This is a genomic window from Streptomyces sp. NPDC055140, assembly GCF_053607285.1.
The window spans coordinates 294,431-307,451 of the sequence record NZ_JBSGTG010000007.1 but is presented as its reverse complement, the minus strand read 5'-3'; the positions used below and the strand labels follow the sequence as shown (position 1 = coordinate 307,451).

Here is a 13,021-nt window from a genome sequence, read left to right as displayed (position 1 = left end):
TGGGACGGGTGTCACTCTGCGTGGCGCAGGGCGAACCACAGTTCCATGCGCACGTCGGGGTCGTCCAGGTCCGTGTCCAGGAGCGTGGCGCACTTCGCGATGCGCTGCCGCACGGTGTTGCGGTGGACGGCGAGCGCGGTGGCCGTACGGTCCCAACTCCCGTGCAGGGACAGCCATGTACGCAGTGTCTCGGTCAGCGCGGGCGTGTGCGCGATCGGGGCGAGGAGCGTCCGGGCGTGCGCCGTCGCCTCCCCGGGGTCGAGGAGCGAGGCGAGTCCGCGCGCGTCCGAGTGGTGGTGCACGAGCGGGGCGCGGGTCGCCTTCGCCCGGGTCAGGGCGCGCGAGGCCTGCGCGTCGGCCGCCGTCAGGTCGTCCGTGGGCGCCGCGCCGCTCACCCCCATCACCCAGCCCTCCTGGGCGACGACCTCCTGGTCCGCGGGGAGCAGGGCGCGTACGAGGGAGTCGGTCGCGTCGAGGAGGGGCGTGCCGAGGGAGACGGGGGGAGGGGACGGACGGTCGGGTGCGGCGTGGACCACCCGCCAGGTGCCGTCGCCGAGCAGCGCCGCGACGGCGGCCGGCTCCTCGCCGAGCAGGAGCCGGACCAGGGCCGCCGAGCGCGCCGCCTCGGCCGTCGTCTGGTGTTCGCCCGTGAGCAGGGAGAGCAGGACCACCGCCACCCCCGCGATGGTGTGGTCGCCGGGGTCGCGGTGGCCGACCGCCGTCCCCAGCGCGTAGCCCTGGCCGCCGCCGAGCGCGTACGCCGCCAGCTGCGCGCCGCCCACCGTGTCCGCCGCCGATGTGGGTGCGGGGAAGAGACGGGTCTCGCCCGGGCGCACGATCCGCATCAGCTGCGCCATCGCCGCGCTCACCTCGGCCGACGGGTCGGGGCCCGCCCGGCCGACCTCCGTGCCGTCCGGCGCGGTGAGCACCGCCCAGCCGCCGGTGCGCTGCGCCAGCTGCCGCAGCACCGCGGGCACCGGGTAGGGGCGCGCCGCCGCCGTGGCGAGACCCTGCTGCGCCTCGCTGACGCGGCGCAGTTCCGCGTGGCGCGCCTGGGCCATCAGCTGCCAGACCGCGCGGGTCACCCCGCTGAAGGTGGAGTGGGGCGGCACCTCGAAGAGCGGCAGCCCGTGCCGATCGCAGGCCTCTACCAGGGCGCGCGGCACCGTGTCGTGCACCGGCGCGACCCCGAAGCCGAGCGCCGCCCCGCCCGCCGCGACGATCCGCGCCACGTAGTCGTCGTAGTAGGGGCCCGTGCCCGCCGACTCCGTCGCGTGCACCCCGGCGGTCAGCAGCAGCTCACCGCCGAGCAGATACGGATAGGGGTCGGCCATCTCGGACGTGTGCGCCCAGTGGATCACCGCGTCGGGGCCCACGGGCGGGCCCGCGATCTGGCGCAGGCCCAGGTCCTCGCGGGCGAGCAGCGCAGTGAGCGGCACCGGCGGGGTCGGCGGAACGGCCGGTGCGGGGGGCGCCGAGGGGCCTGGCGCGCCCGCCGCAGGCCGGGTTGCGTCCGGCATGGTGGATGTTTTCTCCATCCAGTCGCGGGAGAGTGGATAAAAAGTACACTTCAGCGTTGCTTTCAGGCCACCTAAGGTCGTGCCGACCGCAGGCCTCGGGTACGGGCGGATGTCCCCACGGCCGGTCACCCACCCCCATCTGCACGACACGCCACCGAGGTGCGCGAAGGAGGGCCCTATGGCCGTCGACTACACAGTGATCGTCGTCTATCTCGCCGGCATGCTCGCCATGGGCTGGTGGGGCATGCGCCGCGCCAAGTCCAAGAGCGAGTTCCTCGTGGCGGGCCGCAGGCTCGGCCCGATGATGTACTCAGGCACCATGGCCGCGATCGTCCTCGGCGGCGCCTCCACCATCGGCGGCGTGGGCCTCGGCTACCAGTACGGCCTGTCCGGCGCGTGGATGGTCTTCACCATCGGCCTCGGCCTGCTCGCGCTGTCCGTGTTCTTCTCGGCGCGCATCGCCCGCCTGAAGGTCTACACCGTCTCCGAGATGCTCGACCTGCGCTACGGCGGCCGGTCCGGGCTCATCTCCGGCGTCGTGATGTGGGCGTACACGCTGATGCTCGCCGTCACCTCGACCATCGCCTACGCCACGATCTTCGACGTGCTGTTCGACATGAACCGCACCATCGCGATCATCCTCGGCGGCTCGATCGTCGTCGCGTACTCGACGCTCGGCGGCATGTGGTCCATCACCCTCACCGACATGGTGCAGTTCGTGGTGAAGACCATCGGCGTGCTGCTCCTGCTGCTGCCGATCGCCGTCATCAAGGCCGGCGGCTTCAGCGAGATGAAGGCCAAGCTGCCCACCGAGTACTTCGACCCGCTGGGTATCGGCGGCGAGACGATCTTCACTTACGTGCTGATCTACACGTTCGGCATGCTGATCGGCCAGGACATCTGGCAGCGCGTGTTCACCGCCCGCAGTGACAAGGTCGCCCGCGTCGGCGGCACCGTCGCGGGCACCTACTGCCTGGTCTACGCCGTCGCCGGCGCCGTCATCGGCACCGCCGCGAAGGTCATGTACCCGAAGCTGCCCAGCGCCGACGCCGCGTTCGCGACCATCGTCAAGGACGAGCTCCCCATCGGTGTGCGGGGCCTGGTGCTCGCCGCCGCGCTCGCCGCCGTCATGTCGACCTCGTCCGGCGCGCTGATCGCCTGCGCGACCGTCGCCAACAACGACATCTGGTCGCGGCTGCGGGGCGCCATCAAGCCCTCCGGCGGCGACAAGGACGAGGCGCACGACGAGGTGAAGGGCAACCGCCTCTTCATCCTGATCATGGGCGTCGCGGTGATCTGCATCGCCATCGCGCTCAACAACGTCGTCGAGGCCCTGACCGTCGCCTACAACCTGCTCGTCGCCGGGCTCCTCGTGCCGATCCTCGGCGGCCTGCTGTGGAAGCGCGGCACCGTGGCCGGCGCCCTCGCCGCCGTCTCCATCGGCGGACTCTCCGTCATCGGCCTGATGTGGGGCTACGGGATCCTCGCCAACGAGCCCGTCTACTACGGCCTTCTGCTCTCCCTCGCCGCCTTCGTCATCGTCTCCCTGGCCACCAAGCCGACCGACGCCGCGGTGCTCGCCGCCTGGCGCGAGCGGCTCGCGGGGCGCGGGGCCGAGGCGGAGACGGACGCGGAGCCGGCCACCGCCACCCAGTAAATTCGGAAAGCGCCGCGTAGCCCCGCCAAGGGCTGCGCGGCGCCAAGAAGCGTAGGAAAGAAGGCAATTCGCATGAGCAGCAACGAGACGCCCCGCGGTCCGGTCGACTCCTCCCGCGTCCCGCGGTACGCCGGTCCCGCCACCTTCGCCCGCCTGCCCCGCCTCGACGAGGTCGGCACCGCGGACGTGGCCGTCGTGGGCGTGCCCTTCGACTCGGGCGTCTCGTACCGGCCGGGCGCCCGCTTCGGCGGCAACGCGATCCGCGAGGCGTCCCGGCTGCTGCGCCCCTACAACCCGGCGCAGGACGCGTCCCCGTTCGCCCTCGCGCAGGTCGCGGACGCCGGTGACATAGCGGCCAACCCGTTCAACATCAACGAGGCCGTCGAGACGATCGAGGCCGCGGCCGACGACCTCCTCGGCACCGGCGCCCGCATGATGACGCTCGGCGGCGACCACACCATCGCGCTGCCGCTGCTGCGCTCGGTCGCCAAGAAGCACGGCCCGGTCGCGCTGCTCCACTTCGACGCGCACCTCGACACGTGGGACACGTACTTCGGCGCCGAGTACACGCACGGCACCCCGTTCCGCCGGGCCGTCGAGGAGGGCATCCTCGACACCGAGGCGCTCTCCCACGTCGGCACGCGCGGCCCGCTGTACGGCAAGCAGGACCTCACCGACGACGAGAAGATGGGCTTCGGCATCGTCACCTCGGCGGACATCTACCGCCGCGGCGCCGACGAGGTCGCCGACCAGCTGCGCCAGCGCATCGGCGACCGCCCGCTGTACATCTCCATCGACATCGACTGCCTCGACCCGGCCCACGCGCCCGGTACCGGCACCCCCGAGGCCGGCGGCATGACCTCGCGCGAGCTCCTGGAGATCCTGCGCGGCCTGTCGTCCTGCAACCTCGTCTCCGCCGACGTCGTCGAGGTCGCCCCGGCCTACGACCACGCGGAGATCACCGCCGTCGCCGCCTCGCACACCGCGTACGAGCTGACGACGATCATGTCCCGTCAGATCGCGCAGAGCCGCGCGGCGAAGTAGTCCCCGTCGGGTTGTGGGCAGTCGTTCCGCTGGGGGTCCCCCCAGGTCCTTCAGACACTGGGGGAGGAACGGGTGGGCACAACCCGGCCACCGGGCCGCACCCGACCGACCACGCCACGCCCCGAGGGACCCATGACCCACGACCACGACCTGGAACTGCTGCCCACCGAGGCGCAGACCGAAGCCGCGCTGAACCCTCCGCCCGGCCGCAACGGCGGTGACCTCGTCGTCGAGACCCTGCACGGCCTCGGCGCGTCCACCGTCTTCGGGCTCCCCGGCCAGCACGCGCTCGGCATGTTCGACGCGCTGCGCCGCTCGGACCTGCGGTACGTGGGCCTGCGCGTGGAGAACAACGCGGGCTTCGCGGCCGACGCGTACGGACGCGTGACCGGTGAGGTCGCGCCGCTCCTGCTCTCCACCGGACCCGGCGCGCTGATGTCGCTCGCCGCGCTCCAGGAGGCGGCGGCCGCGTCGGCGCCGGTCCTGGCCATCGGCAGCCAGATCCCGGTCGCCGGGCTCGGCGGCGGACGCCACGGTTATCTGCACGAACTCCGGGACCAGCAGGCCTCGTTCCGGGACGTGGTCAAGTCCGTCCACACCGTGCGGACGCAGTCGCAGATCCCCTCCGCGATCGCCGCCGCCTGGGAGTCCGCCCTCACCGCGCCGCACGGCCCGGTCTGGGTGGAGATCCCGCAGGACGTGCTCCTCGCACAGACGACCCTTCCGGTCGTCACGGCGATGGACGCGACCCCGCGCGACCTCGTGCCGCGCCCCGAACTGACCGCCGTGGCAGCCGACTTGCTGTCGCGCGCCGAGCGCCCCGTGATCATCGCGGGCGGCGGTGTCGTACGGTCGGACGCGAGCGGCAAGCTGGTCGCGCTCGCGGAGAAGATCGACGCCCCGGTCGTGTGCACCTTCGGCGGCAAGGGCGCGTTCCCCTGGGAGCACCCGCTCTCGCTCCAGTCGTGGATGGAGGACCGCCACACGACGGACCTCCTGGAGGACGCCGACGTCCTGCTGGTCGTCGGCTCCGGCCTGGGCGAACTCTCCTCGAACTACCACACGTTCGCGCCGCGCGGCCGGGTGATCCAGATCGAGGCGGACGCCGGAAAGCTGGAGTCCAACCACCCGGCGCTCGGCATCCACGCCGACGCGCGCCTGGCGCTCTCGGCGCTCCTGGAGACGGTCACGGAGCGCCCGGACCCGTCGGCGCCCGAACGGGTCGCGACGCTCCTGGCCGCGGTCCGCGAACGCCTCGACGGCCAGGACCTGGCCTTCGAGCGCGAGATCCTGGGTTCTGTGAGAGCGGCGCTCCCGGCGTCCTCCCCCTCCTTCTGGGACATGACGATCCTGGCGTACTGGGCCTGGTCGGCATGGCCGGGCGCCCTGCACTCGGCGCAGGGCGCGGGCGGCCTCGGCTACGGCTTCCCGGCCGCGCTCGGCGCCGCCGCGGCCGACCCGTCGAAGCCCGTCCTCGCGGTTTCGGGCGACGGCGGCGCGATGTACTCGATCGCGGAACTGGCCACGGCGAAGCAGTACAACCTGCCGGTGACCTGGCTGATCGTGGACGACGGCGGCTACGGCATCCTGCGCGAGTACATGACGGACGCGTTCGGTGAGGCGACGGCAACAGAACTCTCCCGCCCGGACTTCGTGGCCCTGGCGGAGTCGTTCGGGGTACGCGGTGTCCGGACCTCCCCGGAGACGCTCCGGGACGACCTGGCAGAGGCGCTCGCAGAACCGGGCCCGTCGGTCGTGGTGCTCCCCGCACTGCTGAAGATGTTCGCGCCGACGCATCTCACGTGACGCCTCGTCCGATGCGTACAACCATTCGCCACTGTCGGTGAGTCAAGTGGGTCAGCCGTTCTCCACGGGGAGGGAAGACCCACATGACTCACCGAATATCCAGGCGCGCCCGCGTGCTCCCGGCGGTCATCGCCGCCGGGGTGCTCGTGCCCGTCGTCGCGGGTGCCGCGCCCGCGTCTGCCGCCACCGCGCCGCAGGTCAGCTGCACCTCCGGCAAGGCCGGGCTCGCAGCCAAGCTGCAGAAGGACATCACCGCCGCCCTTGCGAGTCGTAAGGGGACCGTTGCCGTCGGGCTCTACGACCGGACCACGAACACCACGTGCTCGCTTCGGGCCACGTCCTCGTACGACTCCGCCAGTGTCGTGAAGGTGACCGTTCTCGCCACGCTGCTCTGGGATGCCAAGAAGACCAACCGGTATCTGACGACGCGCGAGGCGAATCTCGCCACCGCCATGATCACCAAGTCGGACAACGCGGCCACCACATCGCTGTGGAAGCAGCTCGGCACCACCAAGGTGAAGGGCTTCCTCAAGGCCGCCGGGATGACGCGGACCGTGCCGGGGTCCGGCGGCTACTGGGGGCTGACCCAGATCAACGTCCAGGACGAGCAGAAACTGCTCTCGCTGGTCACCGCCAAGAACACCGTCCTCAGTGACAACTCCCGCGCCTACATCCTCAAGCTCATGGGGAAGGTCGTGTCCTCGCAGCGCTGGGGGACCCCGGCCGGCGCGCCCTCGTCCGTCGCCGTGCACGTCAAGAACGGCTGGCTGGAGCGCTCCACGCACGGCTGGCGCGTGCACAGCATCGGCGCGTTCCAGGGCGGCGGACACGACTACACGATCTCTGTCCTGACGCACGACAACAGCACGATGAGTTACGGCGTGAACACGATCCAGGCGGTGGCCAAGGCCATACACAAGGACCTGACGCCGACTGCCCCGGCGGCGTCCCGCTACACCCCGACCAGCACGCCCAAGGAGGCGTTCGTCGCCGTACCGCAGAACTGATCGGCAGCGACGGGGGCCGGCCGAGGACCAAAGGACCGGGCGGCCTCCGTCCTTGGTCCCGGTCTGCTCCCCGATTTGTTGCGGCGGGATGAAATCCGCCGTTCTCCGCGTTGGGCCTCTCGGCAGGTCAGGACAACAGGAGGACAGACGTGGCGGAGCAACGGGGCTGGGGTCGGCGTCTCGCCGGGTACGCGTGGCGGTACCCGAAGGACGTCGTGCTCGCGCTCGGCGCGTCCCTGGGCGGCATGGCCGTCATGGCGCTGGTGCCGCTGATCACCAAGGTGATCATCGATGACGTGGTCCAGGACCACACCCGCTCCATGGGCCCGTGGGCGGGCGCCCTGATCGGCGCCGCCCTCGTCGTCTACGTCTTCACCTACATCCGCCGCTACTACGGCGGCCGCCTCGCGCTCGACGTCCAGCACGACCTGCGCAACGAGATGTACGGGACGATCACCCGGCTCGACGGCCGGCGCCAGGACGAGCTGTCCACCGGCCAGGTCGTCGGCCGGGCGACCAGCGACCTCCAGCTCATCCAGGGCCTGCTCTTCATGCTCCCGATGACCATCGGGAACGTCCTGCTCTTCCTGATCTCCCTCGTGATCATGGCGTGGCTGTCCCTGCCGCTCACCCTCGTCGCGCTCGCCGTCGCCCCCGCCCTCTGGTTCATCGCCAAGCGCAGCCGCTCCCGGCTCCACCCCGCCACCTGGTACGCGCAGGCGCAGGCCGCCGCCGTCGCCGGGGTCGTGGACGGGGCCGTCTCCGGCGTGCGCGTCGTGAAGGGCTTCGGGCAGGAGGACCAGGAGATCGGGAAGCTCAGGGAGGTCGGGCGGCGGCTGTTCGCCGGCCGCCTGCGCACCATCCGCCTGAACTCCAAGTTCACCCCCGCACTCCAGGCCGTGCCGGCCCTCGGCCAGGTCGCGATGCTCGCGCTCGGCGGCTGGCTCGCGGTCCGCGGCCAGATCACGCTCGGCACATTCGTCGCGTTCTCCAGCTACCTCGCCCAGCTCGTCGGCCCCGTCCGCATGCTCGCCATGGTCCTGACCGTCGGCCAGCAGGCCCGCGCCGGCGTCGAGCGCGTCCTCGAACTGATCGACACGGAGCCGTCCATCGAGGACGGCAAGAAGGAACTGCCCGCCGACGCCCCCGCGACCGTCGAGTTCGACGGCGTGTCGTTCTCGTACGAGGGCACCGACCGCGCCGTACTCGACGGACTGTCCTTCGAGATCCCGGCCGGCCAGACCCTCGCCGTCGTCGGCTCCTCCGGCTCCGGCAAGTCCACCGTCTCGCTGCTCCTGCCGCGCTTCTACGATGTCACGCACGGCGCCGTCCTCGTGGGCGGCCACGACGTGCGCGAACTGACCCTCGACTCGCTGCGGGCCGCGATCGGGCTCGTGCCCGAGGACTCCTTCCTCTTCTCCGACACGATCCGCGCGAACATCGCGTACGGCGCCCCCGGCGCGAGCGACGAGCAGATCGAGACCGCGGCCCGCGCCGCCCAGGCCGACCGCTTCATCGCCGCGCTCCCCGAGGGCTACGACACGACCGTCGGTGAGCACGGCCTCACGCTCTCCGGCGGCCAGCGCCAGCGCATCGCGCTCGCCCGCGCCATCCTCACCGACCCCCGCCTCCTCGTCCTCGACGACGCCACGTCCGCCGTCGACGCGCGCGTGGAACACGAGATCCACGAGGCGCTGCGCGGCGTCATGGCCGGCCGCACCACCCTCCTCATCGCCCACCGCCGCTCCACCCTCGGTCTCGCCGACCGCATCGCCGTCCTCGACGGCGGGCGCCTCGCCGCGATCGGCACCCACGAGGAGCTGGAGGCCGGATCGGCCCTCTACCGGCGCCTGCTCACCGACCCCGACGAGCTCGGCGGGGTCTCGCCGGGCCATCTCGCGCCCGCGCTCCCCGACGAGGACACCTCCGTACGCGACGAGCTGGACGCCGAGTTCGACGCCGAGCGAGGCATCACCCCCACCCTGTGGACGGGTGATCGCGAGGCGAAGAACGCCGAGGATCCGGCGCTCGCCGGGATGCCCGCGACGCCCGAACTGCTCGCGCAGGTCGACGCCCTGCCCGCCGCGACCGACGTCCCGGACATCGACGAGGCGCGCGCGGTGACGGCCGAGGAGTCGTACGGGCTGCGCCGCCTGCTGCGCGGATTCGGCGCGCCTCTGCTGATCAGCCTCGTGCTCGTCGCGCTCGACGCGGGCATGGGCCTGCTGCTCCCCGTGCTGATCCGGCACGGCATCGACGAGGGCGTCTCGCAGCTCGCGCTCGGCGCCGTGTGGGCGGCCGCCGGGCTCGGCCTGGTCACCGTCCTCGTCCAGTGGTGCGCGCAGATCGGCGAGACCCGCATGACGGGACGCACCGGCGAGCGGGTCCTCTACTCGCTGCGCCTGAAGATCTTCTCCCAGCTCCAGCGGCTCGGCCTCGACTACTACGAGCGGGAGCTGACCGGGCGCATCATGACCCGGATGACGACCGACGTGGACGCCCTGTCGACGTTCCTCCAGACGGGCCTGGTCACCGCCTTCGTCTCCGTCGTCACGTTCTTCGGCATCATGGGCACGCTCCTCGTCATCGACGTCCAGCTCGCCCTGGTCGTCTTCGTGACACTGCCGCCGCTGATCGTCGGCACGTTCTTCTTCCGCCGCTCCAGCGTCAAGGCGTACGAGCTCGCCCGTGAGCGCGTCTCGGTGGTCAACGCCGATCTCCAGGAGTCCGTCGCCGGGCTGCGGATCGTGCAGGCGTTCCGGCGTGAGCGCTCGGGTGCCGAGCGGTTCGCCGAGCGCAGCGGCGCCTACCGCAGCGCCCGTATCCGCGGCCAGTGGCTGATCTCGGTGTACTTCCCGTTCGTGCAGTTCCTGTCGTCCGTCGCCGCGGCCGCGGTCCTGATGGTGGGCGCGGGCCGGGTCGAGGCGGGCACCCTGACGACCGGCGCGCTCGTCGCGTACCTCCTCTACATCGACCTGTTCTTCGCGCCCGTGCAGCAGCTCTCCCAGGTCTTCGACGGCTACCAGCAGGCCACCGTCTCGCTCGGCCGCATCCAGGAGCTGCTCCAGGAGCCGACGTCCACGAAGGACGCCGAGGAACCCCTCGACGTCCTCTCCCTGCGCGGCGAGATCGCCTTCGAGGACGTGGACTTCGCATACGGGGCCGCGGACGGACAGGAGGCGGCGCTCAGCGACGTGGCCCTGCGCATCCCTGCCGGGCAGACCGTCGCCTTCGTCGGCGAGACCGGCGCGGGCAAGTCGACCCTCGTCAAGCTCGTCGCCCGCTTCTACGACCCGACGGCGGGCCGCGTCACCGTCGACGGCACCGACCTGCGCGCCCTCGACCTGACGAGCTACCGCCACCGCCTCGGCGTCGTGCCGCAGGAGGCGTACCTCTTCCAGGGCACCGTGCGCGACGCCATCGCCTACGGCCGTCCCGACGCGACCGACGCCCAGGTGGAGGCGGCGGCCCGCGCGGTCGGCGCGCACGAGATGATCGCCACCCTTGAGGGCGGCTACCTCCACGAGGTCGCCGAGCGCGGCCGCAACCTGTCGGCCGGGCAGCGGCAGTTGATCGCCCTGGCCCGCGCCGAGCTCGTCGACCCCGACATCCTGCTGCTCGACGAGGCGACCGCCGCGCTCGACCTCGCCACGGAGGCTGCTGTGGCCCGGGCCACCGAGATCCCCCGGGCCACGGACCTCCCCCAAGCTCTCAACTCCGTTCGAGCAGGGGGGACCCCCACCGCGGGCAAGCGCACGACCCTCGTCGTCGCGCACCGCCTCACCACCGCGGCCCGCGCCGACCGGGTCGTGGTGATGGCCGACGGGCGCGTCGCGGAGGACGGCACGCACGCCGAGCTCCTCGCGCTCGGCGGGCGGTACGCCGAGCTGTGGCGGACCTTCGCCGGCGAGCCCGAACCCGAGGCGGAGATCAGCTCTTCGCTGTGACGGGGGATCGGCGCAACCACCGGCCCTGTGTGTCGCGTCCGTTCATCAGTACGCTGTGGCACACGTGACTGGAGGGGCGACGGTGGGTGGAGGCATGAGCGAGGGCGTCATACGCAGACGGCTGGCGGCCGCGGCAGCAGTACTGACCTCTTCGGCGCTGCTGGCCCTCGCGGGGCCGGCCGTCGGAACGGCCCAGGCCGCGGCGATCTGCCCCGGCCACAAGGTGCGCACCCTGCCGTTCTCCACCGGCAGGACGGTCCTCTACCGCAGCGGCAACTACCTCTGCGCGGTCACCCTCACCAAGCGCGACGGCGTACGGCAGAAGATGTCGGTCAGCGTGCAGGCGCGCGGCAGCAGGCCCGTTCAGGACAGCGGGCGCTACACGCACCACGCGGGCCCGGTGACCGTCCACACGGGCCACCGCTGCGTGTGGGTGAGGGGCACGGTCGGCGGGGCGTCGGTGAGTTCGGGCTGGATCCTCTGCTGAACGTGCGCCCCGTGCGCTGACAGAACACCAAGAACCCCTGACAGAACAGATGTTCCTCCGCTAGGTTCCGGTGCGCATCTGTGTTCTACAGGGGAGTATGCATGCGCAATGCGCTGAGATGGTTGCTGGCGCTCGTGGTGCTGATAGGCACCGTGAGTACGGCCACGGCGGCCACCGCCGCTCAGGCCCGGCCGGCGGCCGCCGACACCAGTACCGATATCAAGGACCGGCTCCTCGCCATACCCGGCATGAGCCTGGTGGAGGAGAAGCCCTACACCGGCTACCGCTACTTCGTCCTCAACTACACCCAGCCGGTCGACCACCGGCACCCGTCCAAGGGCACGTTCCAGCAGCGCATCACCGTGCTGCACAAGGACGTCAGCCGCCCGACGGTCATGTTCACCAGCGGCTACAACGTGTCCACGACGCCCAGCCGCAGCGAGCCGACCCGCATCGTCGACGGCAACCAGATCTCCGTGGAGTACCGCTACTTCACCCCGTCCAGGCCCGCCCCGGCCGACTGGTCCAAGCTCGACATCTGGCAGGCGGCCAGTGACCAGCACGGCATCTACCAGGCCCTCAAGCCGATCTACGGCAAGAACTGGCTGACCACCGGCGGTTCCAAGGGCGGCATGACGGCCACGTACTACGAGCGCTTCTACCCGCGCGACATGGACGGCGTCGTCGCGTACGTCGCGCCGAACGACGTCGTGAACAAGGAGGACTCGGCGTACGACGACTTCTTCAAGACGGTCGGCCCGAAGGACTGCCGCGTGGCGCTGCAGAACGTGCAGCGCGAGACGCTGGTGCGCCGCGACGCCCTGGAGAAGAAGTACGCGGAGTACCTGAAGGCCAACAACTACACGCTGGACACGGTCGGTTCGCTGGACAAGGCGTACGAGGCCACTGTCCTCGACCTGGTGTGGGGCTTCTGGCAGTACCAGCCGTCGCAGACGGCGTGCGCCGAGGTGCCCGACGCCGCGACGGTCACGGACCAGGCGCTCTTCGACTACGTCGACGCGGTCGGCGGCTGGTCCTCGTACGCGGACCAGAGCCTCGCCACGTACACGCCGTACTACTACCAGGCGGGTACGCAGCTCGGCTCCCCCGACATCAAGCAGCCCTGGCTGGGCAACATGTCGCGCTACGGCTACCAGCCGCCGCGCAACTTCGTGCCGCGCTCCATCCCGATGAAGTTCCAGCCGTCGGCGATGCGCGACGTGGACTCCTGGGTGCGCCACCACGCGACGCGGATGCTGTACGTCTACGGCTCCAACGACCCGTGGGGCGCCGAGCGGTTCCGCCCCGGCAAGGGCTCGACGGACTCGTACGTGCTCACCGCCCCCGGCGCCAACCACGGGGCGAACGTCGCCGGTCTGAACGCCGACGACAAGACGTTCGCCACGGAGCGGATCCTGAAGTGGGCCGGGGTCTCCGCCCCCGCCGCGCAGGCCGCCAAGCCGCTGGCCCCGTACGACGCCCGGCTCGACAAGCGTGACGTCCAGCGCGAGCTGACCCTGCGGCCGTAGGGCCTCTCGTTCGGATCGGGCTGG

At 71.5% G+C, this 13,021-nt stretch carries 8 protein-coding genes; 7 read left to right on the top strand and 1 reads right to left on the bottom strand.

Translation table 11 applies throughout. The features are described from left to right. Positions 1-11 precede the first annotated feature (11 nt). On the bottom strand, positions 12-1,520 hold the full coding sequence (locus ACWFR4_RS16800) for a PucR family transcriptional regulator ligand-binding domain-containing protein (protein ID WP_453459664.1): 1,509 nt from the start codon (positions 1,518-1,520) through the stop codon (positions 12-14). A 178-nt stretch (positions 1,521-1,698) separates the two neighbouring features. On the opposite strand from ACWFR4_RS16800, the gene ACWFR4_RS16795 reads away from it, so the two are divergent. The 7 genes from ACWFR4_RS16795 to ACWFR4_RS16765 all read left to right on the top strand — a co-directional run bounded on the left by ACWFR4_RS16795 (position 1,699) and on the right by ACWFR4_RS16765 (position 12,997). Further along, a complete protein-coding gene (locus ACWFR4_RS16795) occupies positions 1,699-3,177 on the top strand; it encodes a sodium:solute symporter (protein ID WP_453459661.1) in 1,479 nt (492 codons plus the stop codon). Between the two features lie 72 nt (positions 3,178-3,249). Beyond that, complete coding sequence (gene speB / locus ACWFR4_RS16790; RefSeq protein ID WP_326712891.1) at positions 3,250-4,221, top strand: agmatinase; 972 nt, start codon at positions 3,250-3,252, stop codon at positions 4,219-4,221. Positions 4,222-4,353: 132 nt separating this feature from the next. Then, positions 4,354-6,027, top strand: coding sequence for a thiamine pyrophosphate-binding protein (locus tag ACWFR4_RS16785; RefSeq protein WP_453459658.1), 1,674 nt, complete (start codon positions 4,354-4,356; stop codon positions 6,025-6,027). Between the two features lie 83 nt (positions 6,028-6,110). Beyond that, a complete protein-coding gene (locus ACWFR4_RS16780; RefSeq protein WP_453459655.1) occupies positions 6,111-7,034 on the top strand; it encodes a serine hydrolase in 924 nt (307 codons plus the stop codon). Positions 7,035-7,183: 149 nt separating this feature from the next. Further along, positions 7,184-10,981 carry an ABC transporter ATP-binding protein gene (locus tag ACWFR4_RS16775; RefSeq protein WP_453459652.1) on the top strand — a complete coding sequence of 1,266 codons (3,798 nt, stop codon included), beginning with the start codon at positions 7,184-7,186 and terminating at the stop codon, positions 10,979-10,981. A gap of 94 nt (positions 10,982-11,075) precedes the next feature. Beyond that, positions 11,076-11,468, top strand: a complete 393-nt coding sequence (locus ACWFR4_RS16770) for a hypothetical protein (protein WP_453459649.1) — start codon at positions 11,076-11,078, stop codon at positions 11,466-11,468. 101 nt (positions 11,469-11,569) lie between these two features. After that, a complete protein-coding gene (locus ACWFR4_RS16765; RefSeq protein WP_453653052.1) occupies positions 11,570-12,997 on the top strand; it encodes a S28 family serine protease in 1,428 nt (475 codons plus the stop codon). The last annotated feature ends 24 nt before the right edge of the window (positions 12,998-13,021 follow it).

Coding starts and splice junctions, on each gene's coding strand:
- ACWFR4_RS16780 (WP_453459655.1), top strand. CDS start 6,111: ATGACTCACCGAATATCCAGGCGCGCCCGCGTGCTCCCGGCGGTCATC.
- ACWFR4_RS16800 (WP_453459664.1), bottom strand. CDS start 1,520: ATGCCGGACGCAACCCGGCCTGCGGCGGGCGCGCCAGGCCCCTCGGCG.
- ACWFR4_RS16770 (WP_453459649.1), top strand. CDS start 11,076: ATGAGCGAGGGCGTCATACGCAGACGGCTGGCGGCCGCGGCAGCAGTA.
- speB (WP_326712891.1), top strand. CDS start 3,250: ATGAGCAGCAACGAGACGCCCCGCGGTCCGGTCGACTCCTCCCGCGTC.
- ACWFR4_RS16785 (WP_453459658.1), top strand. CDS start 4,354: ATGACCCACGACCACGACCTGGAACTGCTGCCCACCGAGGCGCAGACC.
- ACWFR4_RS16795 (WP_453459661.1), top strand. CDS start 1,699: ATGGCCGTCGACTACACAGTGATCGTCGTCTATCTCGCCGGCATGCTC.
- ACWFR4_RS16765 (WP_453653052.1), top strand. CDS start 11,570: ATGCGCAATGCGCTGAGATGGTTGCTGGCGCTCGTGGTGCTGATAGGC.